The 23,726-nt window shown below is 68.2% G+C and carries 23 protein-coding genes; 7 read left to right on the plus strand and 16 right to left on the minus strand.

The window, feature by feature from the left end:
• Positions 1 to 44: 44 nt before the first annotated feature.
• From ACZ0AA_RS09215 to ACZ0AA_RS09225, 3 genes are all read right to left on the minus strand, one after another.
• Positions 45 to 968 (minus strand): sugar ABC transporter permease, encoded by a 924-nt coding sequence (locus ACZ0AA_RS09215; RefSeq protein WP_400866113.1) that lies wholly within the window; start codon positions 966 to 968, stop codon positions 45 to 47.
• Between the two features lies 1 nt (position 969).
• A complete protein-coding gene (locus ACZ0AA_RS09220) occupies positions 970 to 2,574 on the minus strand; it encodes an ABC transporter permease subunit (RefSeq protein WP_400866116.1) in 1,605 nt (534 codons plus the stop codon).
• Positions 2,575 to 2,641: 67 nt separating this feature from the next.
• The gene (locus ACZ0AA_RS09225) at positions 2,642 to 3,850 is read right to left on the minus strand and encodes a sugar ABC transporter substrate-binding protein (RefSeq protein ID WP_463512722.1); all 1,209 of its coding nucleotides are present in this window, start codon (positions 3,848 to 3,850) and stop codon (positions 2,642 to 2,644) included.
• Between the two features lie 188 nt (positions 3,851 to 4,038).
• On the opposite strand from ACZ0AA_RS09225, the gene ACZ0AA_RS09230 reads away from it, so the two are divergent.
• Entirely contained in the window at positions 4,039 to 4,527 is a 489-nt protein-coding gene (locus ACZ0AA_RS09230) for a YajQ family cyclic di-GMP-binding protein (protein WP_042538692.1), read from the plus strand.
• A 435-nt stretch (positions 4,528 to 4,962) separates the two neighbouring features.
• Complete coding sequence (locus ACZ0AA_RS09235) at positions 4,963 to 5,598, plus strand: GntR family transcriptional regulator (RefSeq protein ID WP_400866171.1); 636 nt, start codon at positions 4,963 to 4,965, stop codon at positions 5,596 to 5,598.
• 19 nt (positions 5,599 to 5,617) lie between these two features.
• Here ACZ0AA_RS09235 and ACZ0AA_RS09240 read toward each other — a convergent pair whose 3' ends face one another.
• The 6 genes from ACZ0AA_RS09240 to ACZ0AA_RS09265 form a co-directional block, all read right to left on the minus strand.
• A complete protein-coding gene (locus ACZ0AA_RS09240) occupies positions 5,618 to 6,625 on the minus strand; it encodes an alpha/beta hydrolase (protein WP_463512723.1) in 1,008 nt (335 codons plus the stop codon).
• A gap of 28 nt (positions 6,626 to 6,653) precedes the next feature.
• Positions 6,654 to 7,697: a hypothetical protein gene (locus tag ACZ0AA_RS09245; RefSeq protein ID WP_463512724.1), complete on the minus strand. Its 1,044-nt coding sequence runs from the start codon at positions 7,695 to 7,697 to the stop codon at positions 6,654 to 6,656.
• 62 nt (positions 7,698 to 7,759) lie between these two features.
• Positions 7,760 to 9,133 carry an FAD-dependent oxidoreductase gene (locus ACZ0AA_RS09250; protein ID WP_463512725.1) on the minus strand — a complete coding sequence of 458 codons (1,374 nt, stop codon included), beginning with the start codon at positions 9,131 to 9,133 and terminating at the stop codon, positions 7,760 to 7,762.
• 58 nt (positions 9,134 to 9,191) lie between these two features.
• Positions 9,192 to 10,253 (minus strand): polyprenyl synthetase family protein, encoded by a 1,062-nt coding sequence (locus ACZ0AA_RS09255; RefSeq protein ID WP_400866180.1) that lies wholly within the window; start codon positions 10,251 to 10,253, stop codon positions 9,192 to 9,194.
• Between the two features lie 45 nt (positions 10,254 to 10,298).
• The gene (locus tag ACZ0AA_RS09260) at positions 10,299 to 11,018 is read right to left on the minus strand and encodes a class I SAM-dependent methyltransferase (protein ID WP_400866182.1); all 720 of its coding nucleotides are present in this window, start codon (positions 11,016 to 11,018) and stop codon (positions 10,299 to 10,301) included.
• Complete coding sequence (locus ACZ0AA_RS09265) at positions 11,015 to 11,578, minus strand: hypothetical protein (protein ID WP_463512726.1); 564 nt, start codon at positions 11,576 to 11,578, stop codon at positions 11,015 to 11,017. The genes ACZ0AA_RS09260 and ACZ0AA_RS09265 overlap by 4 nt, the downstream gene beginning before the upstream one ends.
• A gap of 61 nt (positions 11,579 to 11,639) precedes the next feature.
• Here ACZ0AA_RS09265 and ACZ0AA_RS09270 point away from each other — a divergent pair, with 61 nt between their 5' ends.
• Entirely contained in the window at positions 11,640 to 12,917 is a 1,278-nt protein-coding gene (locus ACZ0AA_RS09270) for an isochorismate synthase (protein WP_463512727.1), read from the plus strand.
• A gap of 18 nt (positions 12,918 to 12,935) precedes the next feature.
• Here the strand turns inward: ACZ0AA_RS09270 and ACZ0AA_RS09275 are convergent, their stop codons facing one another.
• From ACZ0AA_RS09275 to ACZ0AA_RS09285, 3 genes are read right to left on the minus strand one after another with little or no spacing between them, the layout of a single operon-like run.
• A complete protein-coding gene (locus ACZ0AA_RS09275) occupies positions 12,936 to 13,778 on the minus strand; it encodes a polyphosphate kinase 2 family protein (protein WP_463512728.1) in 843 nt (280 codons plus the stop codon).
• A 43-nt stretch (positions 13,779 to 13,821) separates the two neighbouring features.
• Positions 13,822 to 15,486 carry a 2-succinyl-5-enolpyruvyl-6-hydroxy-3-cyclohexene-1-carboxylic-acid synthase gene (menD, locus tag ACZ0AA_RS09280; protein ID WP_463512729.1) on the minus strand — a complete coding sequence of 555 codons (1,665 nt, stop codon included), beginning with the start codon at positions 15,484 to 15,486 and terminating at the stop codon, positions 13,822 to 13,824.
• Entirely contained in the window at positions 15,483 to 15,851 is a 369-nt protein-coding gene (locus ACZ0AA_RS09285) for a PLD nuclease N-terminal domain-containing protein (protein ID WP_463512730.1), read from the minus strand. Before ACZ0AA_RS09285 ends, menD begins: the two co-directional genes overlap by 4 nt.
• 100 nt (positions 15,852 to 15,951) lie before the next feature.
• On the opposite strand from ACZ0AA_RS09285, the gene ACZ0AA_RS09290 reads away from it, so the two are divergent.
• Together ACZ0AA_RS09290 and ACZ0AA_RS09295 are read left to right on the plus strand one after the other, a co-directional pair.
• Positions 15,952 to 16,365, plus strand: coding sequence for a hypothetical protein (locus ACZ0AA_RS09290; RefSeq protein ID WP_463512731.1), 414 nt, complete (start codon positions 15,952 to 15,954; stop codon positions 16,363 to 16,365).
• An 84-nt stretch (positions 16,366 to 16,449) separates the two neighbouring features.
• The gene (locus ACZ0AA_RS09295; protein WP_463512732.1) at positions 16,450 to 17,103 is read left to right on the plus strand and encodes a DsbA family protein; all 654 of its coding nucleotides are present in this window, start codon (positions 16,450 to 16,452) and stop codon (positions 17,101 to 17,103) included.
• 1 nt (position 17,104) lies between these two features.
• Here ACZ0AA_RS09295 and ACZ0AA_RS09300 read toward each other — a convergent pair whose 3' ends face one another.
• Entirely contained in the window at positions 17,105 to 17,506 is a 402-nt protein-coding gene (locus ACZ0AA_RS09300) for a MerR family transcriptional regulator (protein WP_463512733.1), read from the minus strand.
• 49 nt (positions 17,507 to 17,555) lie between these two features.
• Here ACZ0AA_RS09300 and ACZ0AA_RS09305 point away from each other — a divergent pair, with 49 nt between their 5' ends.
• On the plus strand, positions 17,556 to 18,536 hold the full coding sequence (locus ACZ0AA_RS09305) for an oxidoreductase (protein WP_463512734.1): 981 nt from the start codon (positions 17,556 to 17,558) through the stop codon (positions 18,534 to 18,536).
• Positions 18,537 to 18,549: 13 nt separating this feature from the next.
• On the opposite strand, the gene ACZ0AA_RS09310 is transcribed toward ACZ0AA_RS09305, so the two are convergent.
• The gene (locus tag ACZ0AA_RS09310; RefSeq protein WP_463512735.1) at positions 18,550 to 19,617 is read right to left on the minus strand and encodes a PQQ-dependent sugar dehydrogenase; all 1,068 of its coding nucleotides are present in this window, start codon (positions 19,615 to 19,617) and stop codon (positions 18,550 to 18,552) included.
• A gap of 176 nt (positions 19,618 to 19,793) precedes the next feature.
• On the opposite strand from ACZ0AA_RS09310, the gene ACZ0AA_RS09315 reads away from it, so the two are divergent.
• Positions 19,794 to 21,869: a bifunctional lysylphosphatidylglycerol flippase/synthetase MprF gene (locus ACZ0AA_RS09315; RefSeq protein WP_463512736.1), complete on the plus strand. Its 2,076-nt coding sequence runs from the start codon at positions 19,794 to 19,796 to the stop codon at positions 21,867 to 21,869.
• A gap of 9 nt (positions 21,870 to 21,878) precedes the next feature.
• On the opposite strand, the gene arfB is transcribed toward ACZ0AA_RS09315, so the two are convergent.
• Both arfB and ACZ0AA_RS09325 read right to left on the minus strand, forming a co-directional pair.
• Complete coding sequence (gene arfB / locus ACZ0AA_RS09320) at positions 21,879 to 22,319, minus strand: alternative ribosome rescue aminoacyl-tRNA hydrolase ArfB (RefSeq protein WP_400866216.1); 441 nt, start codon at positions 22,317 to 22,319, stop codon at positions 21,879 to 21,881.
• A gap of 47 nt (positions 22,320 to 22,366) precedes the next feature.
• Positions 22,367 to 23,665: an MFS transporter gene (locus ACZ0AA_RS09325; RefSeq protein WP_400866219.1), complete on the minus strand. Its 1,299-nt coding sequence runs from the start codon at positions 23,663 to 23,665 to the stop codon at positions 22,367 to 22,369.
• Positions 23,666 to 23,726: the final 61 nt, after the last annotated feature.

The following is a 23,726-nucleotide window of genomic DNA, read 5'->3' on the forward strand; positions in this document are numbered from 1 at the left end:
GCCGGTGATCGCAACGCCGGGAACGATGCGACCATGACGGACGATCAGCCCTTCGTCGCGCCGGCCGTCAGCCCGCCGACGATGTACCGCTGCAGGAACAGGAAGAGGATCATCACCGGGATCGCAGCCATCACGGCGCCGGCCGAGAACGCCGACCAGTCGGCGTAGCGCGGGTTCGCGACGAGCTTCGTCAGCCCGACGACCAGGGTCTGCTGGTCGACGTCGACGAGCATGACGCTCGCGATCACGTATTCGTTGACCGTGCCGATGAACGACAGCAGCGCGACCACCGCGAGGATCGGCGCGACCAGAGGCAGGATCATCGTGAAGAAGATGCGGGCGTGACCGGCCCCGTCGATGCGGGCGGCCTCGTCGAGCTCCATCGGGAGGGTGTTGAAGAACCCGTACATCAGGTAGGTGTTCACGCCCAGCGCGCCGCCCAGGTACACGAGGATCAGACCCGTGTGCGTGTTCAGGCCGATGGCGGGGAACCAGTCCCCCAGCGTCGACATCAGCAGGAAGATCGCCACCACGGCGAGCAGCTGCGGGAACATCTGCACGACCACGATCGTGACGAGGCCGATGCGACGACCCGCGAAACGCATGCGCGAGAAGGCATATGCCGCCAGGGCGCCGATGAAGACGGTGACCGCACCGGTGACCACCGCGATGACCAGCGTGTTCAGGAACCACAGCCCATAGGGGTTCTGCGGATCGCTGAGGATGCGCACGTAGCTGTCGAAGCCGAACGCGGAGAACAGCTGGTTCGAGCCGGTCAGCGTGCCTTTCGGGTTGAGCGACGCCGAGACGACGTACAGCAGCGGGAAGAGCGCGAAGGCGCTCACGACGATGGCGACCACATGGCGCCATCCGGTGTCTGCGAACCACGCGCCGAAGCTGCGGCGACGAGGCGCGAGGTCCTGCGCGACGGCGACGGGGCGGGCGGTGCCGGTATCCGTGGTGCTCATGTCAGTTCAGCTCCTCGAGGGCCTTGGTCTTGCGGAAGCTGATGATCGAGATCGTCGCGACCACGATGAAGATCAGGATCGTGAACGCGGAGGCGAGGCCGTAGTCGCGGGACTGACCTGTGAACGCCACCTTGTAGACCATCGAGATCAAGATGTCGGTGTGCCCGACGGGGATGCTGACGTCTTCGAACCGCGGTCCGCCCTTGGTCAGCATGTAGATCAGGTTGAAGTTGTTGAAGTTGAACGCGAAGGACGAGATCAGCAGCGGCGCGACCGTCACCAGCAGCAGCGGCAGCTTGATGCGGCGGAAGACCTGCCACGGGTTCGCGCCGTCCATCACCGCCGCCTCGTTGACGTCCTCCGGGATGCCCTGAAGGGCCCCCATGCAGACGAGGAACATGTAGGGGAAGCCCAGCCACAGGTTGACCAGGAGCACCGACACCTTCGCGAGGTTCGGGTCGGTGAGCCAGGGGATGTCCGCTCCCCCGAAGATCACCTGGTTGATGAATCCGAAGCTCTCGTTCATCATGCCCGCCCAGACGAGGGCCGACAGGAACGCCGGGAACGCGTAGGGAAGGATCAGGATGATCCGGTAGCCGTTGCGGAACCGCATCCGCGTGTTGTTGAAGACCAGCGCGAGCAGCAGTCCGAGGAAGAACGTGGTCGCGACGGAGAGCAGGGCGAACACGAAGGTCCAGATGGTCACCGAGATGAGCGGACCGCGGATGTTCTCATCGGTCACCGCTCGGACGAAGTTGTCGAACCCGACTGTGGTCTGCCAGCCGGGCAGCAGCTCGGCGCCGTCCTCGGCGATGAACGACCCCTGTCCGGTGTCGGAGTACACCGCGCCCGACGTCGTGTCGGTGATGGTGTCGGCCTCGGCGTCGTACTCGAGCGTCGAGACGTAGAGGTAGCCCTTCTGTCCGTCGGGAGCGCGGAGGCTGCCGTCGTTGGGGTCTTCACTGAACGGCACCGAGAGCTTCTCGAGCTCCTCCGACAGGGTGAACACCTTGGCGAGCGGGAGCGTGGTCCAGCCCTCGACGGCCACGGCCTGATCGCCTTCGAACTCGGCGTCGACCTCTTGCAGGGGCTGCTCAGCGGTGCCGAGCAGCGCGTCACCCGACTCGGGGTCGGTCACGAGCAGGCCGTAGGTGCCGAACTGCTCGACGACCGTGACCGGATAGGTCGCCGAGTCCTCGACGCGCTCCTGCGCGGACGCGAGGAGCGACGAGATCGCCTGATCCTTGGTGCCGTTGTGCCCGGTGCCGTAGTTGGTGAAGCCGATGTACCCCGTGTAGAGCAGCGTGAACACCTGGAAGATGATCAGGAAGATGATCCCGGGGGTCAGGTACTTCGCGGGAATTCGCTTGCGCGAGAAGTAGATGTAGTTGACCAGGACGGTGACGGCCACGACCAGGCCGAGCACCAGCCACTCCTGCTGGCCGAAGAGGACGAACGCCGCGTACAGCGCGATGGCGTCGACGATCGCCAGCAGCAGGATCTTCAGCAGCATCCAGCCGATGGGGCCTGACGCGGCTTCGGCGATCTTCGCCGCCTGGCGCTGGCGCTTGTTCAGTGGAGCCGTGGGCTCAGCGAGTTCTGTCATCTCGTCCCCGTCGTCGAGCTGCCGGGGCGGACGAGGTCCGCCCCGGCAGGGATGGTGCTGGGTGTCTTTACTTGATTGCTGCGGTCACGTCGTCGACGAGCTTCTGCCACGTCGTCGTCGGGTCGGAGCCGTTGATGATCGCGGCCTCGGCCACACCCCAGAACTCCCAGACCGAGCCCATCGCGGGGATCGCGGGCATCGGGACGGCGTCCGCACCGACGGCCTGGAAGCCGGCGATGATCGGGTCGGAGGCTGCGGAGTCGGCAGCGGCCGTCAGCGCGGGGAGGACGTTGCCCGCCTTGAACAGCTCGAGCTGCACCTCTTCGGTGCCGATGTAGTTCACGAGGAAGTCGTTCGCGGCGACCTTGTTCTTCGACTCGGAGCTCACGAAGAAGCCCTTGACGCCGGCGAACGGCGACGCGGTCTCGCCCGTGGGGCTCGGGATCGGGTCGATCGCGACGTTGATGCCCGCCTCGGTCGCGGCTCCGACGTTCCACGGGCCGGTCAGCCAGAAGGCCGCGGTGCCGTCGAGGAACTGCTGCTTGGCGATCTCGCCGTCGATGTCGGTGTTCAGCGTGCCCGCTGCGCCCTGAGCGGCGAGCCAGTCGGCGAAGGCGAAGCCGCCCTCGCTGCCGAGCTGCAGGTCGGTCGAGTCGTAGCTGCCCGAGTCGTCGGTGCCGAAGACCGGAGCACCGAACGCCGTCTGGAAGGGGTACAGGTGGTACGGGTTGCCCTCGGTGCCCTGTTCGACGACGAAGGTGCCCTTCGAGACCATGTCGTCGAAGCTCGTCGCCGCAGCGGGGACCAGGTCGGCGTTGCGCAGCACGGCGATGTTCTCGACCGCGTAGGGAAGCATGTAGACGGTGCCGTCGTAGGTCGCGGCCTGGAGTGCGACAGGCAGGTAGTCGGCCGACGAGTCGCCGAGCTCGAGCGGTGCGACGACGCCGTTGCTCGACAGCTCGCCAAGCCAGTCGTGCGCGCCCATGACGACGTCGGGGCCCTTGCCGGTCGGCACCTGCTGGATGAAGTCGTCCTTCATGTCGTCGACGGACTTGCCCACGAGTTCGACCTTGACTCCGGTCTTCTCCTCATAGGAGTCAGCGGCGCTCTGGAGCGCGTCCACGCGCTCGGCGTCGACCCAGACGGTCAGCGTTCCGCTGCTCTCGCCCTCGGCCGAGTCGCCGCCATCGGTCGCGGTCGAGCAACCGGCAAGCGTAAGAGTCGAAACGATCGCGATGACGCCGGCGGCGACGATGCCCCTCTTGTTCACCTTCATTGGTGTGTGCCTCTCTGAAGTGCTGGTGGCCTGCAGGACTGCAAGCGCTTACAGTATGCAACGAGATCAACGGGAATCGCAATGCAACTTGCCTTCGATATCAAGCTGTGATCGCGGAATGTAGGGTGAGGTGTGGTGGAAGCGCTTCCAAGCAAGCATGAAAACGGCGGTATCGATACACTTTCCTCATGGCTGACAGTTCCTTTGACATCGTCTCGAAAGTGGATCACCAGGAGGCCGAGAACGCTCTGAACCAGGCGCGCAAGGAGATCGAGCAGCGCTACGACTTCAAGGGCACCGGCTCCTCCATCGCATGGAGCGGTGAGCAGATCCTGATCATCGCCGGCACCGAGGAGCGCGCGAAGGCCGTTCTCGACGTCTTCCAGTCCAAGCTCATCAAGCGAGGCATCTCGCTCAAGAGCCTCGAGTCGGGCGACCCCTTCGCAAGCGGCAAGGAGTTCCGCATCGTCTCGACGCTCAAGGACGGCATCTCGTCGGAGAACGCGAAGAAGATCAACAAGATCATCCGCGATGAGGGCCCCAAGGGAGTCAAGAGTCAGATCCAGGGCGACGAGCTGCGCGTGCAGTCCAAGAGCCGCGACGACCTGCAGTCCGTGATCTCCCTCCTCAAGGGCTCGGACCTCGATCTCGACCTGCAGTTCATCAACTACCGCTGACCTCTCGGATCTCAGGGGGACGGATGCCGAGGCGTCCGTCCCCCTTTCTGTACCCAGATCCCATTCCGATATATGGGCCTGGGTGCCCGAGACTGGATGCAGTCGCGTCCCGAATGCGACAGACGATGCGGCGATGCATGACGCGCTGCCGAACCACGGTTCCGCGCTTCGCGGATCGCGGTTCCCGCCTTGTGGGGACTGGGCGCAGTTCAGCTCCGTGCACGCCATCGTCTGTGGCCGGCGGGTGTCCCAACACCCGCCGGCCACAGAAATCACCCGTACTCAATCCTGCGACGACGCGCCGAGGGCGAGCACCGACGTGCTCGTCCGAAAACTCGTCTGTGGATTATTGGCATCGCGATCCACTTCGTGATGTAGTGGCCGTCCGGGCACATCATGGGGAGCCCGGATCTGGAAAGCAACTGGGGGCAGTCCATGAACAACAACAGCTCGATGACGAGTATTCGAGAAAGCAAGCAGCTCTTAGCGGAGGAGGTTTTTCAGCACATCGGCGCGCAGATCGTGGACGGTGTGCTGGAGCCGGGATATCGCATTCGCGATGTCGATGTCGCTGAAGAGCTGCATGTGTCGCGGACTCCGGTGCGAGAGGCGTTACAGCGCCTCGAGCGTCTGGGGCTCGTGACGATGTACCCGAGCAGATACACCGAGGTCACCGCGGTCACCGCGGAGACCGTCGAGCAGACGCTCGAGTTCGCGGGGTATCAGGCAGGGATGGCGGCACGAATGGGCGTCGCGCGGATGAGCCAGGAGGAACGCGAGACTCTCGCCGCACTCGTGGAAGAGATGTACACGGCGCTCGATGACGACGTGCACATCTCCAACACGCGGTGGGCGGTGTTCTCGTTTCTCAGCACGCGCAGTCGGAACGCACAACATCAGGTGCTGATCAACGACGCGAGCATGGCGCTGTTCCGCAACCTCCGCGGCTGGAGCGTTCCCGAGAACGATCGGGAGCGCATGCTCCAGGTCTATCGGGACTTCCATGACGCGGTGCTTCGCGGCGATGCCGACGACGCCGAGCGCCAGGCACGCCTGATGCACTACGTCTGACCTCTGCGTCTGATCGACGTCAGCGCACGGCCGTCCAACCTCTGACCCACCGGTCGAGGCGACGATACGCTTCCTCTCTCGCCTCATGACGAGAGAGGAAGACGTCGTGCAGGGCGCCGTCGATGCGCTCGACGGTGACGGACGGACCGAGCTTCAGCGCCGCCCGCGCGATGTCGTCGACGACCAGGACCGAGTCTGCTCGGGTGAGGTCCTCGGACCATCGCGTGGGCGTCACAGAGCGCGCAGACAGCAGCACGCAGACGGCTGCGTCGATCGCCAGCCCCGCAGACACCCGGGCGTGCCCCGTGAGGATCGCGTGGAACCATCCTGCGTGCACGGCCATCGTCTGCGCGGGGCGCCAGATCGGGTTCACCTCGACGGGATCGTCTGGGTCGGCGACCTCATGCTGGGCGCGGGTGTAGAACCCGAGATCGACCTGCGGCGCGACCTCCCGGGGAGCCCACCGTGCCTGCAGCTCTGCGACGGGGGCGATCAGCGGTCGGGCTGAGGCGACCTGGAACTCCAGCCACGGACTGTTCAGGATCACCGCCTCCGCCGTCTCGGGGTGCCGCGACGCCCACAGACTCAGGATGAGGCCTCCCGTGGAGTGCCCGAGAAGCACCAGACGGCGCGTGGACGCAGTGCCCTCGGGACCGCGGCCCATCGCGTGCAGCGCGGCGGAGATGTCCTCGTCGTACGCGACGAGATCCGTGATGTAGCCCGGCGTCTGACCGTCGCGCAGGCTGCGTCCGTATTTGCGCAGATCGAGGGCGAAGAAGCGCGCACCGCGTGCGGTCCAGAAGCGAGCGAGCCGCTTCTGGAAGAAGTAGTCTGACCACCCGTGCACGTAGAGCACATCGACATCGTCGAGCGGACGCCTGCGCCCGCTCACCCGATCCCACCAGGGCTGCTCCCGGGGCAGGGCTCTCACGAGCGTCGCGACCAGGGGGCCCTCGTCGTCCTCACCGAGTTCGAGCGTGAGCTGCTCGAACTCGTCGCCGAGAACGTCCGGTATCCACTCAGGCATGCCGCCAGGCTAGCCGACGGGGTGCGGGCTACTCGGGAGCGGTGTGTCCGACCGTGAGGTTGCGCACGACAGTCTCCGCCACGGGAGCCGGGTCGGCGGCGCCGGATCCGTTGTCATAGGTCATGAACCGAATCCAGTCGATTCCGACCCGCACGTCGAGGATGCCCTCTCCGTGCTCGCCCGTGGACGCCCTGGCATCATCGGCTCCCTCGACCTCGACGGGGTCGCCATCGAGCGTCTCGAACGCCCATGCTCCGGCGGGAAGCGTCGTGAGCATCAGATAGCTCGATCCTTCGTATTCGCTTCCGGCCGACTTGAAATAGCAGATGCGGGAGCCGTTGACGACCTCATACACCTCAGCAGGGATCCCCCAGCCGCCGAAATCCGTGAAGAGGGACGCGTCTGACACTCCGAAGGCCGCGTTCACCTGCTCGGGCGTGACGAAGCGCTCGCACGGAGCACCCACGATGTCGCTGTCGACGTACTCGACCTCGCGCGCGCTCGCCGCCGCCGCCGCGGCGACCCCCCGCAGCGCCTCTTCGATCGGCGCGCTGTCGTCAGCGGCGAGATCGGGGTCGACGACGGTGGCCGACAGCAGCACGTCTCCGTCAGGCAGCTCGAACGCGCAGCGTCCGCCCTCACAACTCGCCGTCTCGCCCCAGTAGCCCTGGCGCTCGGTCGCACCTGCGATCACAGCCTGCGCGTCGGGCACGATCGTGACCTCCCAACTGCGCTCCGCGTCGCCGGCAGAGCAGGCGATTCCGCCGGCTCGCTGGAACATGTGCTGCGCCGGACCGGGGAGCCAGCCCATCGCAGACACCACGGAGAGCACCGGCTCGACCGGCGTCGACGGCTCGCCTACGAGCTCCGCCATCGTCTCGGCGACATCGTCGCATGACACGGCGAACGCCGTCTCCGGCGCGACGATGGGCTCCGGAGTGGGCGTCGGCGTCTGAGACGACGACTCAGACGGCGACGCCGACGGCTTCACCTCGGGTGTCGGCTCGCCCGTGCACCCGGAGAGCAGCAGCACGGCGGCGGTGCCGAGGACGATGAGAGAGCGCAGTCGCATCCGTTCAGCCTAGGGATGCCGCCCCTTCGACACATGACGCGTCGACAACGATCCGGCGTCGGTCACTCTCCGCGAGAGACGCGCACCATCTCGTCGCGCGGCACGACCTTGACGCGGGCACGCTCCTGCGGCGCACCGAGGGCGACCTCGTGCTCGTCGAGTCGGTGCCAGCCTTCGAGGTCGGTCCACTTGACGCCGCGCTCCTGCAGCAGCGCCGGAATCGCCTCTTCGGAAGGGTCTTCCGGGTGCCACCACGAGCCCTGGTCGTTGATGATGTGCCGCACGGTCTCCATGGCATCCGACTTCGTGTGGCCGATGAGGCCGACCGGTCCGCGCTTGATCCAGCCGGTCGCGTAGATACCGGTCATCTGCTGGTTCGAATCCTTGGCGAGCACCTGGCCCTCGCGGTTGGGGATCACGCCGTGCTTCTTGTCGAACGGCACGCCAGGGAGCGGCGAGCCGAAGTATCCGATCGCACGGTAGAGCGCCTGCAGCGGAACCTCGCGCATCTCCCCCGTGCCCACTGCGCCACCCTGTCCGTCGGGCTTCGTGCGCTCGTAGACGAGAGCTGCGACACGGCCGGCGTCGTCCTTGCGGACCTCGACCGGGCGGGCCCAGAAGTGCAGGTGCAGACGACGCGATGCGGTGCCCCCGGCGTTGTTGACCGAGTCGCGCTTGCGCCACGACTGCAGGATGCGGTCGATGACCATGACCTGCTTGTTGCTGGCCACAGCGTCCTTCGACGCCTCGTCGTAGTCGAAGTCCTCGTCGTACACGACCATGTCGACGTCGCGCAGCTCGCCGAGCTCGCGCAGCTCGAGCGGGGTGAACTTGACCTGCGCCGGGCCGCGACGGCCGAAGACGTGGACGTCGGTGACCGCGCTCTCCTTGAGCCCCTCGTAGACGTTCTCGGGAACCTCGGTCACCATCAGATCCTCTGCGTGCTTGGCCAGCATGCGGGCGACGTCGAGAGCGACGTTGCCGTTGCCCAGCACACCGACGGACGCTGCATCGAGCGGCCACTCCCGCGGCACGTCGGGGTGCCCGTCGAACCAGCTCACGTAGTCGGCCGCGCCGTAGGCGCCGACCGCGTCGATGCCGGGGATGTCGAGGGTGGTGTCGCGGATCGCGCCGGTGGCGAAGATCACCGCGTTGTAGTGCTTCTTCAGATCGTCGAGGGTGATGTCCTCACCGAAGCGGACGTTGCCGAAGAGACGGATGTCACCGCGATCGAGCACGTCGCGGAGCGCGTTGATGATGCCCTTGATGCGGGGGTGGTCGGGGGCGACGCCATAGCGGACCAGGCCGTAGGGAGCCGGAAGCTGCTCGAAGAGATCGATGGAGACGTCGAACTTGCGCTCGGCCTTCAGCAGGATGTCGGCGGCGTATATGCCGGCGGGGCCCGCTCCGACGATGGCCAGTCTGAGCTTGGTCATAAGGGGTCCTTTCGTATGCCGTCACGCCCGACGCACGCGGCCGAGGGCCGCTACGCGGTCAGCTGGAGCGTTCGACGAGGGTCTCTGCGAAACGGGTGAGCGCATCGCGCACGGTGCCGCGCGGAAGCGCGGTCAGCGCGTCGATCGCATCCTGAGTCCAGGAATGCGCGAGCGCGAGGGTCTTCTGGGTTCCGACGTGGTCGCGGAGCTCGGTGAGCGGCCCGTCGAGGATCGCGGGATCCTCGCCTTCGGCGATGCGCGTCACTCCGTCGTCGATGCGGGCCGCGAGGTCGATCGAGGCGTCGTCGGACTCGGCCTTCAGCAGCAGGTACGGCATCGTCGGAACACCGGCGCGCAGGTCGGTGCCCGGCACCTTGCCCGTGTCCTCCGGCTTGGCCGACAGGTCGATCACGTCGTCGAGCAGTTGGAAGGCGACGCCGATCTTCTCGCCGTACACCCGCAGCGGCTCTTCGTACTGAGAGGGCGCGTTCGAGAAGATCACACCGCCCTGCGTCGCCGCGGCGATCAGGGAACCGGTCTTGTCGGCGAGCACCTGGAGGTAGAACTCGATGGGGTCGTCGCCGGGCTGCGCACCGAGCGTCTCGTGCATCTGGCCGAGGACGAGCCGCTCGAACGTATCGGCCTGCAGGCGGATGGCGCGCTCTCCCAGTCGGGACATCAGCTGGCTGGCGCGCGAGAAGAGGATGTCGCCGGTGAGGATGGCGATGTTGTTGCCCCACACCGCGTGCGCTGCAGGGACCCCACGGCGGCGGTCGGCACCGTCCATGACGTCGTCGTGGTAGAGCGAGCCGAGGTGGGTGATCTCCAACGCCTTCGCGACGTCGATCACCTGTTCGGTGTTGCCGTCGCCGAGCTGGGCCGCCAGCAGGGTGAGCACGGGGCGGATGCGCTTGCCCCCCGCCTCGTAGAGATAGCGGCTCGCGGCATCGGCCAGCGGGTCGGCGACGCGCACGTCGTCGGCGAGACCGGTCTCGACGCGCTCGAGGCCGTCTTCGATCGCCTGAGCGATGCGTCGACCTGCGGTGCCGATGAAGACACGGTCGCTGAAACCGAGACGGCTCGCCAGTCGCGAACCCGGGGCTACGCGGCTCGAAGTCACGGTCTCAGCCTACCGTCGTCAGCCGTGGGGGTTCGCGCGTCGTACTCACGCGGCCTTGAACGCCCGGTGCAGCGCGACGATCCCGAACGAGAGGTTGCGGTACTCGACCTCGGTCCACCCGGCCTCGCGGATCCACGCGGCGAGCTTCTTCTGGTCGGGCCAGTCGCGGATCGACTCGTTCAGGTAGTCGTAGGCGTCGCCGTTGGTTCCGGCGATGCGAGCCACCCGCGGCAGCACCTGCGAGTTGTAGAAGCGGTAGCCGGCGCGGAACAGAGTGCCCGGCGGGGTCGAGAATTCGTTGATCACCAGGCGACCGCCCGGCTTCGTCACCCGGAGCAGCTCACGCAGCGCCTTCTGGGGATCGTTGACGTTGCGCAGGGCGTAGGACATGGTGACCGCGTCGAACTCGCCGTCTTCGAAGGGGAGGTCGGTGGCGTCCGCCTGCACGAACGAGAGATTGCGGATGCTGCCGTGGCGACGCTTGCCCTCTGCGAGCATTCCCGGCGAGAAGTCGGCAGCGACGACCTGCGCTCCGCTGCGGGCGAGGGACGCCGACGACGACGCGGTGCCTGCACCGAGGTCGAGGATCTTCTCCCCCGGCTTCGGGGCGACGGCCCTGGTCGTGGCTGCGCGCCAGAGCGCGTCGTTGCCGACCGTCATCGCCGTGTTCGTGCGGTCGTAGCCCGCGGCGACCTGGTCGAACATGCCGCTGACGCGGGCGGGGTCCTTGCCGAGATCGGCGCGGTTTGCTTCGTTCGAGGTCACGTGCCCAGTCTAGGCGCGAGGTGCAGCGCGTCGAGGCGATCGAGCCAGAGATCTGCTGTCTCATCGTCGAACGGAGCGGTCTGATCGCGCACGCGCTGCTCGAGGTCGAGTGCGAGTGCCTCGAGCCGGATGATGATCTCGGCGGGGTATCCGTATCTCACACTGTGGTCGGCCCACTCGTCGCGGTCGTCGACCCAGATGCCACGCGGTCCTTCGACCCGTACGACGTCGAGATCCATGTCGATGCCGACCGCCAGCAGCGGGTCATCGGACCAGCGCACATCCCAGCCGATGTCGATGTAGACCCGCATGCCCTTGGGGTGATCGCGGTTCACCGTCAGCGCGAAGTCGGGCCGACGTGGCACCAGGGTGACGTTGGGGGTCTCTGCGATGTAGGCAGCACCCGGTCGAGCGCTGGGCCAGCCGACCGGCTGGCCCAGCCAGTCGCCCCACTCGTCGGCGCCGAGATAGACGCACTCGTGCCGCCAATGCGGAGAGCCATCCCATTTGCGCCACTGGAAGATCATCTCTGTGCCGGGTGCGGGGCGGGCGTCGCTCATGCACTCAGCGTAAGCGGGGCCGCACACATTCCGTCGACGAGCGACGAACTAGGCTGGAGGGGTGAGCAGCAGGCTGGTCGTGGAGACCCGAGAGATCGATCCGGTCGAGGATCTCCTGGCCTACGCCGACCCGGCGCGTCCCCTCGCGTGGCTGCGTCGCGGTGACGGCATCGTCGCCGTGGGCGACGGCGTCGTCGAGACGATCCGCATCCCCGCAGGCGCGGCGTCCATGCGTTCGGCCGCCATCGCCGCCGCCTGGCGAGACCTGGCGCAGGATGCCGAGATCGACGACGACCTCGGACTGCCCGGCTCGGGGCTCGTCGCCTTCGGAGCGCTGACCTTCGACGAGGACTCCGCCGCCGACAGCATCCTCGTGGTGCCGGCACTCGTGGTCGGCCGACACCACGGGCGCACGTGGCTCACCCGCATCCGCTCGACGTCGACATCGGCATCGACGGCGCACTCCGCTCTCGAAGCGCAGCCCGAGGCGTCGACCATCGCCTACGGCCCGCATTGGGCGGGCACCGTGGGCCCCGGGGCGCAGAGCCCGCAGGGATATCAAGACTCCGTTCGTCAAGCACTGGGCCGCATCGCGAACGGCGAGCTCAGCAAGGTCGTGCTCGCTCGCGACCTCACCGGCAGCGTTCCCGCCGGATCCGACCTGCGCCGTCTCGTGCGCGCACTGTCGACCGGGTACCCCGACACCTGGGCCTTCGCGGTCGACGGGCTCATCGGCGCGAGCCCCGAGACGCTCGTCACCGTGCAGCAGCGCACCGTCACGGCCCGCGTGCTGGCCGGGACCATCGGACGCGGAGCCGACGCGGATGCCGACACCGCGGCATCCGCCCATCTGGCCTCGAGCACGAAGGACCTCGACGAGCACGAGTACGCGGCGCAGAGCGTGCTCGCTTCGCTGCGCCCGCACACCCGCGTGCTGGCGGCGAGCGAGCAGCCGTTCCTGCTCAAGCTGCCGAACCTCTTCCACCTGGCGACCGACGTCGAGGGCGAGCTCGCCGACGGCGGGTCGTCGCTCGATCTCGTCGGCGCACTGCATCCGACGGCCGCAGTCGCAGGCACTCCGACGTCCGCCGCGATCGCGGCCATCCGCGAGCTCGAGCCTTTCGACCGAGGACGCTATGCCGGTCCGGTCGGATGGGTCGACGCGGCCGGCAACGGCGAATGGGCCATCGCGCTGCGGTGCGCGCAGTTCTCCCCCGCCGAGGCCGACATCACCGTCACCGCCTACGCGGGCGCGGGGATCGTCGCGGGCTCAGACCCCGAGTCGGAGCTGCTGGAGACCCGCGTCAAGTTCCGTCCGCTGGTCGACGCGCTCGCCTGAGCGACACCCCTCAGCCGCTCAGCTCGCGGCCAGGCGCTTCTTCTCGGCCTCCACGTCGAAGTCGGCCGCCGGCCACTGCGGATCGATCTGCTGCAGCGCGTCGAGCAGCAGCTCCTGCACGGCGAGGCGGGCGAACCACTTGTGGTCGGCCGGGATCACATGCCACGGGGCGTCCGCAGTCGAGGTGCGGTCGAACACCGTCTGATAGGCCGCCATGTAGTCGTCCCAGAGCAGACGCTCGTCGACATCGCCCGGGTTGTACTTCCAGTGCTTGTCGGCCCGCTCGAGCCGCTCCATCAGTCTCGACTTCTGCTCGTCGGGTGAGATGTGCAGCATCACCTTGATGATGCGGGTGCCGGACGCCGCGACCTCGGCCTCGAACTCGTTGATCGCGTCGTAGCGGCGTTCGATCTCATCGGCCGGAGCCAGCGAGCGCACCCTGCCGATGAGCACATCCTCATAGTGCGAGCGGTCGAAGACGCCGATGAATCCGGGCTCCGGCAGCCGCTTGGCGACACGCCACAGGAAGTCGTGCTCGAGCTCCTCGTCGGTCGGCGCCTTGAACGCGGTGAGCGCGACACCCTGCGGGTCGACTCCGCCGACGACGTGCCGCACGATGCCTCCCTTGCCCGCAGAATCCATGGCCTGCAGGATCAGCAGCACCGAGTCCTTCGCGACGCCGACTCGACTCTCCGCGAACAGCCGCTCCTGCAGCTGATTGAGCTCGTCGAGACCGGCCGCGAGATCGCGCTTGCCGTCGGCCTTCCCGCCGCTGTACCCGGGAGTGCTCTGCGGATCGACGTCGGCGAGACGGAATCCGTCGCCGGCCTGGAGGGTCTTGGCCCACTCGTGCGCTGTCATGCGATCATCCTGCCACTGCGGACGCCCGCTGCGGCGAACGAGATCAGCGCGCGAGCGGCACTTCGATCAGCTGACGACCGCCCGCCGGAGCGGTGAGCACCTGATCGAGCGCGGTGCGGGTCGTGACCCGCTGATACTCCCACCCGTAGGCGAGCGCCAGCTGCTCGAGACGCACCGTGTGCGGGGTGTAGAACGCCCTGTCGAGATCGGCGCGAGCCGCCGTTCCCGCGACCTCGAGGCCGTCGAAGATCGTGCCGCCGCCGTCGTTGCCGACGATGACCTGGATACGGGGTTCGTGCTCGTCCGGCGGCAGAAGCAGCGCTCCGACGTCGTGCAGGAAGGCCAGGTCGCCGAGCAGCACACGCGTGACCCCCGGCGCTCCTGCGGCCTGACTCGCGAGCGCGATGCCGGTGGCGGTCGCGATCGTGCCGTCGATCCCCGCGAGTCCGCGGTTGGCGTGCACGGGGACCTTCTTGCCGCCGAGCACCGCGTCGGCCACTCTCACGAGGCGCGAGGACCCGAAGACGAGCCGATCGTGCGGCCAGGTCGCCCGCCAGACGGCGTCGGCGAGGAGCTCGCGATCGAGCGGGCGGCGCACGGCTGCCAGCTCGGCCTTCACCGCATCACGTCGCGCGGAGGGATCGGCGGAGGTGAGCCCGTCCTGATCGGGAGCGCGCTCGCTGAGGTCGACGGCGTGGGCGGTGGATGCCGTGAGCCAGGCTCCGAGCCACTCGCGGTCGGCGGGGCCGGCGGCGACCGCGACGGATGCCGCGGGCCTGGTGCGCCCGTTGAGGTCGAGGTCCTCTCCCCCGCGGCGGACGGCGATCACCTCGACGTCGGCACTCGACAGCAGACGCGCCACCTCGCGGCTGAGAGTCGGATGCCCGAGCACGACGGCTCGCTCGATGCGGCCCCCCAGCCCGTCGTCGCTCAACAGAGCCCGATAGCCGTGCACGACCTGGCGTCCGAAGCGCGCACCGCTGACGATCTCGGCGATCAGCGGCCAGGACCCGGCGTGCGCGACCTCTTCTGCATCCGGGCCGGCATCGGCGCCCGCGATGACGACGGTGCGCGGCCCGCGCTCGAGCACGAGCACGTCTCCGGCGACCGGCCGCGGAACCTCGCCCGGTGCGATGTCGACGGCCGGCACATCGCCTGACAGCGGCTCTCGCGACGGCAGATTGAGGTGCACGGGGCCGGAGACCCCGGGGAGGCCGTGCGCGGCATCCGCTCCCATCGCGGCGGCGATCGCTCGCTTCGCGAGCCCTGACCAGTCGCCGTCGCCCGGAACAGGTGCGTCGATCTGCTCGCGCGCCCACGAGGCGAACATGCCCGGTTGGATCGTCGCCTGGTTGGCTCCGATTCCCCGGAGCTCGGGCGGGCGATCCGCGGTCAGCAGCAGGAGCGGCACTCCGGAATGGAAGGCCTCCATCGCCGCGGGAAGGAGGTTGGCGGCGGCGGTTCCCGAGGTGCAGACGACCGCTGCGGGGACGCCGGTCTCACGAGAGAGGCCCAGCGCCGTGAACCCCGCGACGCGCTCGTCGATGCGCACGTGCAGGCGCAGGTGCCCCTGGTTCGCGGCGTGCACTGCGGCGAGCGCGAGCGCCTGAGACCGAGAACCCGGCGAGAGCACGAGATCGCGCACGCCGTGACCGATGAGGTCGGCGATCAGGGATGCCGCGGCATCCGTCGCCGGCGATGCGGTCACGGGCGAGTGTCCGGTGCCGTGCCGTCCGTTGCGGTGCCGTCGTCGGTCTCGTCCTCGAGACGGGCGAGCTCCTCTTCGAGGCGGCGGATGCGGGCATCCTGCTCGCTCTTGCTGATGCTGCGGAGGAACTGCGGGTCATCGTCGGGCGCGAGGATCGTGATCGCTCCGCCGTTGTCGTTCGCGCGGCGACGGCCGAGCGTGAACCAGAGGATCCCGCCGATGACCGGGATGAAGACGACGATGGCGATCCAGGCGGCTTTGGGCACGCCCCGGTGCCGCGTCGGCGGCTGCACTGCGCAGTCGACGATGCTGTACACCCAGAAGATGGCGGCCAGGAAGCCGCCCACGATCAACAGTCTCGCCACCCCTTCAGTGTAGGCGCGTCGGGGAGCGGCGGCTCGGCCGGGGCCCGAGGACGGGCTCGATCGGCTCGCACCGATGCCGGATTGTTAGACTGCGCGCACCATGCATGCCCCGTCGACGCGACCGCGACACCAGGGCGTCGAGCGGATGCTGATCCTCCGGGTCGGTCTGGCTCTCGGCCTCGCCCTGCTGCTCGTGATCGGCGCGTGGTCGACGTCGCACGGCAAGGCGGATGCGCACACCGCACTGTGCCTTGCGCCGGGTGCGAGCGTCTCGTCGGTCTCGGGACACCACGATGACACGAGCGCGGTCGAGACCGCGCCGCCGGATGCCGCGGTCGTCGTCATCGCGGCGCTCTGCTGCGTCGTGCTGGTGCTGCTCTCGTCGAGGTCAGCCAGGGGCGTGGCCTCGGTCAGCCGCGCAGTCGCGGTGCGCGCCTCTGCGCCCAGCCGCGCAGGCCCGCGACGCCACGTGCCCGCGCTGACGCTCACTCAGCTCTCGCTCTCCCGCACCTGAATCAGGCACGCCGTTCGCCGGCGACCCCGGCCGCGCTCGTCGCGGCTCACTCACCCTGCCTGATCCGAACCGTTGGAGAACCCTATGAAGACCCCTGTCAAGGTGGCCCTGATCACCATCGCCGCAGCGATCGTCCTCGCGATCGTCGGCATCGTCTATGCCATGTCGCAGCGAGCCGCCGACCCCGCGCCGCCCGAAGGCGAGAAGCGGCAGACCGTCCGCACCGACTCGCACGTGCTCGACGACGGAGGGGCCGATGCCGTCACTGTCGTCGAGTTCCTCGACTTCGAGTGCGAGGCGTGCGGCGCGTTCTATCCGATCGTCGAAGACCTGCGTGAGCAGTATTCCGGCGAGATCACCTATGTGGTCCGCTACTTCCCGTTGCCGGGGCACATCAATTCGACACAGGCCGCTCTCGCGGCAGAGGCGGCGGCGGAGCAGGACCGGTTCGAGGACATGTACCACCGGCTGTTCGAGACGCAGGCCCAGTGGGGCGAGCAGTCGGCGGAGACCCCGGAGGTGTTCCGGGCGCTCGCCGTCGAGCTCGGACTCGACATGGCCGCCTACGACGCCGCAGTCGCCGACCCGGAGACGCTCGAACGCGTGCAGGCCGACAAGAGCGACGGCGAGCAGCTCGGAGTGCGCAGCACGCCCAGCTTCTTCATCGACGGCGAGCCCGTGGTGCTGGAGACGTGGGACGACCTCGAGACGGCGATCGAGAAGGCCCTGAACGGCTGAGTCAGAGGAGCCCTCGTGCGACGAGCGCCTCCTGATAGCCCCTGGCCTTGTCGTGGATCACCTGTCGACAGGCGATCAGCGATTCGATCTGCGCATCGAGGGAGCGCTCGTGGGCACGCAGCAGGGCGAGTCGCTCGGCCTCATTGCCGCTGCCGGCGCGCACGAGGGCGGCATACTCGCGCAGGAGCGCGATCGGCGCCCCGGACTCGCGGAGCCGCCCCAGCAGGGCGAGCCACGCGAGCGAATCGTGGGCGTACACCCGCCGTCCGCCGGAGGTGCGCGGAACGTCGCGTGGGAACAGTCCCTCGGCTTCGTACCAGCGCAGGGTGTGCACGCTCACGCCCGCCAGGCGCGCGAGCTCGCCGATGCTGAACGTGCGCGTCGTGTCGACCACATCAACCACGAGGACTCCTCCTTGACTTCGAGTGCACTCTAGATCGTACGGTCGAACCATGACAGCTCCTCTCGACATGATCGCCCGCCAGCAGCCGCTCTCGTCGGAGTTCGGCTACCGCTCGACCGCGGCCGAGGTGATCGCCGACACGGACCTCGCCGGCCGGACCGCGATCGTCACCGGCGGGTACTCCGGACTCGGACTCGAGACGGTGCGCGCGCTCGCGGATGCCGGTGTGCGCGTGATCGTTCCTGCACGGCGTGTGGACGCGGCGCAGAAGGCGCTCGACGGGATCGCGGAGGCGGAGGTGCGGGGCGCCGATCTCAGCGACCTCGAGTCCGTGGCGGCCTTCACGCAGTCCGTGCGCCGCGACGGTCAGCCGATCGACCTCGTGCTGAACGTCGCCGGCATCATGGCCACCCCGTTCGGTCACACGGCGCAGGGCTTCGAGTCGCAGTTCGGCACCAACCACCTGGGTCATTTCGCGCTGGTCGGCGGGGTGGCCGACCTCTTGTCGGACCGCGCGCGCGTCGTCTCGTACTCATCCGGAGGTCACTTCCGCTCCCCCGTGCGATTCGACGACATCGACTTCGAGACGACGCCCTATGACCCGTGGGTCGCGTACGGGCAGTCGAAGACGGCGAACGCGCTGTTCGCGGTGGGCCTGGCACGACGTGGCGCCGAGCGCGGCATCCTCGCCTTCTCGGTGCACCCCGGCGGGATCATGACCGAGCTGCAGCGGCACGTTCCCCGCGAGGAGCTGCTCTCCCGCGGCTGGATCGACGAGGACGGCACCCCGAACCCGCGTTTCAAGACGCCGGCTGAAGGCGCGTCCACCGGCCTCTGGGCCGCGACGGCCACGGAGCTGGTCGAACGCAGCGGCGCGTACTGCGAGGACTGCTCGATCAAGGGGATCGTGGCCGCCGATCACAGTGACATGACCACCGGCGGGGTGAAGGAATGGGCGATCGATCCCGAGGCAGCCGAGCGGCTGTGGGCCCTCTCGGTGAGCAGGACGGGCGTGGACGCCTTCGCCTGAGCGGTGCCTGAGGTCAATCGCCGTCGAGACGCAGGATGCGGTCGTCGCCGTCGGAGGGGGTGCCGCGACCGTCGGTGTCGTTCGTGAGAACCCAGACCTCTTCACCCGGCCCGACCACGACATCGCGCAGGCGGCCGAGCTCGCCCGTGAACCGCTCGGTGCTGGACGACAGGTCGTCGAGTGGCACTGATCGCAGACGCTCGCCCCGCAGGTTCGCGATCAGGATGGCGGATGCCGTGACGGCGATCCCGCTCGGGCTCGCCTGGTCGGGCCGCCACTGCTGCACCGGGTCGATGTAGCCGGCGTCGTCGGCGATCCCTTCGACCTCGGGCCAGCCGTAATTGCCGCCAGCCTCGATCACGTTGAGCTCGTCCCACGTGTCCTGCCCGAACTCGCTCGCGTACATCGTGCCCGCGGCATCCCAGGCGATGCCCTGCGGGTTGCGGTGCCCGTAGCTGTAGACGGGCGATTCGTCGAACGGATTGTCGGCCGGCACACCGCCGTCGGGCGTGAGGCGCAGGATCTTGCCCGACAGCGCCTCGAGGTCCTGAGCACTGTCGCGGTCGCCTGCGTCGCCCGTCGTGACGTACAGCATCCCGTCCGGGCCGAATGCGATGCGCCCGCCGTTGTGATTGCCTGCGGCCGGAATGCCGTCGAGCACGGTGGTCGCGGGGCCGAGCGACAGCGCACCGGCATCCCCGGCGATCGTCCGCCGCTCGACGCGGTTCTCCCCCTGCGCGGTGAAGTACGTGAACAGCTCCCCGTCGTGCACCGCGAGACCGAGCAGGCCACCCTCGCCACCGGGTGAGACGCCGTCGATCACCCCGACCTCGTGCACCTCGCCGTCATCGACGACCTCGAGTACGCGCGCGCTGTCACGTTCGCTCACCAGGGCCACGTCGTCGTGGAAGGCGATGGACCACGGGGCGTCGAGATCCTCGACGACGGAGTGCGCGCCCGACACCGGCATCGAGGTCGGCTGCGACGTGCAGGCCGCGAGCAGAGCGACGGATGCCGCGGCCAGCACCATCGATGCGCGCCGTCGTGCACTCGAAGAACGGTTGGATCGATGCGCGGGCATGACTCCATTCAAAGTGATGTCCGGTCGAACCGCCACCGTCGCCCTCGGGTCGCACTCCATGCCGCCGGAACCGCGCGCGGACGGCAGGAAGTGCGACCGGAAGGTCAGCAGACGGCACGAACTGCGACAGGAACGTTTCGCTCCGGAAGGAGCGACTCCCTCGCTACGCTGAGCGCATGACCGAGGCGCGAACCCCCACATCGCATCCTGTTCTCGCCGTCGTCCGGCGAATCCCCGCGACGCTCACGATGATCGCGGTGATAGTCGTCGTCGGAGTGGTCTGGCAGGGACTGTGGCGTCCGTTCGAAGACACCCCGCTCTTCGCGACCGTGGCCTACGGGCTGCCGAACTTCCTCGACGGCAAGTGGTGGACGCCCCTCACCGGTACCTTCTTCGTCAACGCCCCCTGGGTCTACCTCTTCACGATCTCGGGTTTCTGGGGCATGGCCTACCTCGAGTTCCGTCGGGGATCCCGAGTCGCCCTCGCCTACTACTGGGTGGGCCAGCTCTTCGCGATGTTCGCGACCGCGCTGGTGCTGGCCTTCGCCTCGCAGCTGCCGTGGGCGTGGGCCGAGGCTCAGGCCCAGGCACTCGATGTCGGAGCCTCAGGCGGCACCATGGCCTGCATCGCCGCCGCCGTCGGGCTGTTCCGCCCGCCATGGCGGGTGCGCGGCTGGCTCATACTGCTCGGGTTCGTGTTCATCGCGATGCTGTTCTGGGGTGCGGTCGCGGATCTCGAGCACCTGCTCGCGGTGCTGCTGATCCTGTTCGCCGACCGCACTCTGCGCGTGCAGCGGACCACGGTGCGCGAGCAGCGCCTCATCGCGGTGATCGCACTGCTCGTGCTGGGCGCGGTCGAGATCATCACGACTCTGGTGGCGACCGATGGCCCGTTCGGTCCGACGGAACCCGCATCGGGCGGATTCCTCGGCCTCGCTTTCGATCTCGTGGTGATCGTCGTGCTCGTGAACGGGCTGCTGCGCGGCCGCCGCTGGTCGTGGGTGCTCGTGATCCTGCTCGGACTCTTCAACGTCCTGACGGCGGCGCTCGTGCTCATCCTGATCACGGTGTTCTCGCAGGCCCAGGTCGATTTCCGTTGGGACGGCGAGACAGAGCTCGACCTCGCCAACGGCTTCCTCTGGCTGATCCTGCTCGTCTACCTGGTCGCCGTGCGTCGGGCGTTCCGGGCCAAGCGCAAGTCGCTCCTCGGCATCCAGCCCGCCCCGACCGTCGACGATGTGAAGACCGAGCTGCGCGCCCACGGCGGGGGCACGCTGTCGTGGATGACGACCTGGGAGGGCAACAGCTACGCGCGCAGCGCCGCGGGGATCGTGGCGTATCAGCGGCGGAGCGGAGTCGCGCTCGCACTGGCCGACCCGATCGGACCGTCGGCGTCTCGTGCGGAGGCCGTGGCGGATTTCATCCGCACCGCCGAGAACGCAGGACTCGTGCCGTGCTTCTTCAGCGCCGACGACGCCACCCGCCAGGCCGTGCCGCCCACCTGGCGCAGCATCGTGGTCGCTGACGACACGATCGTCGATCTGCCCGGTCTGGAGTTCACCGGCAAGCGGTGGAACTCGGTGCGCAGCTCGCTCAATCGGGCGGGGAGGGAGGACATGACCTTCCGACTGACCCGTCTGGCCGACGAGTCGTGGGGCGTGCGACAGCAGCTGCGGGCGATCTCGGAGGCGTGGGTCGGCGACAAGGATCTTCCCGAGATGCGGTTCACGCTCGGCACGCTCGACGAGGCGGAGGATCGGGAGGTGCGACTCGCCCTGGCGATCGCCCCGAACGGCGACGTCGACGGGTTCCTGTCGTGGCTGCCGGTCTATGCGGAAGGCGGCACGGTTCGCGGCTGGACGCTCGACCTGATGCGGCGGCGGGAGGGCGGCTTCGCCCCGGTGATGGAGTATCTGATCGGATCATCCGCGCGGCAGTTCTCGGAGGAGGGTGCGGAGATCATGTCGCTCTCGGGCGCTCCCCTCGCCCACGACTACCCGCCGGACGCCGGGATGATCGCCGCGCTGAGCGATCGACTCGCCGAGGCGCTCGAGCCCGTCTACGGCTTCGGATCCCTGCACCGGTTCAAGCAGAAGTTCCACCCGCGCTACGAGACGATGTACCTGCTGTTCCGCGACGAGGCCGACCTCGCAGCGATCGGCACGGCTCTCACCCGGGCATTCCTGCCGGATGCGACTCTGCGGCAGTTCGCGGGTGCCGGTCTCGAACTGGTCCGAGGCAGCAAGGACTGATTCCTTTCGTCAGCCGTCGCGGGGCGGCTTGCGCAGCCTCTTGACGTCGGTGCGCTGCTTCTTCGCGGTCAGCCGTCGCTCTTTCGAGCCGCGGCTCGGCTTGGTCGCCCGCCGCTGGGGAGCCGGCGGGCGCAGAGCGTCGGAGACCAGGGCCACGAGTCGTTCGCGTGCGGCGTCGCGGTTGCGCAGCTGGGCGCGGTGCTCGGAGGCGGCGATCGTCAGCACTCCGTTCACCAGCCGACCGCTCAGCCGGTCGAGGAGACGCTCACGCTGATGCGGAGTGAGCGACGCGCTCGCGCCGGCATCCCAGACCAGCTCGACTCGGGAATCCGCGGTGTTCACACCCTGACCGCCCGGCCCTGACGAGCGCGAGAAGCGCCATGACAGCTCGGCCTCGGGGATCGTGAGACCCGCCGAGACCCGCAGACCGGGGCGATGAGGGGTGGGCATGCATCCATCATCCCCCCGGCGCGGGGTGCGCGCGTCAGTCGACTGCGTCAGCCGAGTGCGTCGGCCGCCTCGAGGGGGATGCCGTTCGCGGTGCCCTCGGAATGCGGCACGGCATCCGTCTTCGCGGTGTTCGCGATGTGCGCGCGGGCGACCACGATCGCGGCGACGACCATCAGCGCGACCCCCAGCCAATACGGCGCCGCGTGGCTGACGGTGACGTACAGCGCACCGGCGATCAGCGGTGCGGCGGTGTTCATCGCGGCATTGAGCGACTGGGTCGCTCCTCCGAGCCAGCCTTGCTCGTCGTCACCGACCGCGTTCGACATGGCACCGTCCAACGCGGCCGTCGACGCTCCCTGGCCTGCGGCGAGCATCAGCGCACCGACGATGAACACCCACGGCTGGGCGAAGACCGAGGCCACGACCGCGAGACCGGCGAGTCCGATCGTCTGCGCCACGATGCCGCTGATGATCACACCGCGCTCGCCGATGCGAGGCAGCAGGATGCCGAGCAGCACGCCCTGGATGAGGATGTCGATGATGCCGACACCCGCCGTGAGGAGACCGATCTGGGTCGGCCCCCAGCTGATCGAATCGAGCGCCAGCACGCTGAAGTTGTTGACGAAGAAGCCGAACGGAAGCGCGAGGAGGCCGAATCCGATCATGAGGCCCCGCAGCTCCTTGCGCCCGAAGGCCTCCTTGAAGACGCCGAACGGCTGGATCTCGCGGATCGAGATGCGCTCGATGCGGTTCTCGGGCTTGAGGCTCTCGGGGAGCAGGAAGATGCTGAGGATCGCGATGACGAGCCCGACTGCCGCGGTGAGGAAGACCGGGAGCTGCAGGCTCACGGCGGCGAGGAGGCCGCCGATCGCCGGGCCGATCATCATGCCAATACCCGACAGGGCGCCGAGCAGTCCGAACCGCTGCGCGCGTTTCTCAGGAGGGGTGATGTCGGCGAGATAGGCGAAGAGTGCGGGGATGTCGCCGGCGGTGAGGCCTTGGATGACACGGGCGAGGACGAGCACCCAGATCGCTCCGCCGATGCCGAACAGGGTCATCGCGAACGCCGCACCGAACGCAGCGCCGATGATGACGGGCCGGCGGCCGAAGCGGTCGGAGAGACGACCGAGGAAGGGGGCGACCAGGAAGGCGCACAGGCCGTTGATCGCTTCGAGTACGCCGACCCAGATCGCGAGATCGCCTTCGTGCGACACATACTGCAGCACGACGAAGGGCAGGACGGGGAGGACGACGGTCATGCCGATGACGGTGAGCATCGTCAGCACGATGAGCATGATCCAGGCGCGCTTTTCGCTGCGCGCGGGCGGGTTCGTTAGTGAAGTCACTCCGAAACTGTATCAATACCAGTTTTGTTGTCAAGCCAGTTCTGAACCGAGTTCGCGATAT

This window comes from Microbacterium sp. AC035, from assembly GCF_979258485.1.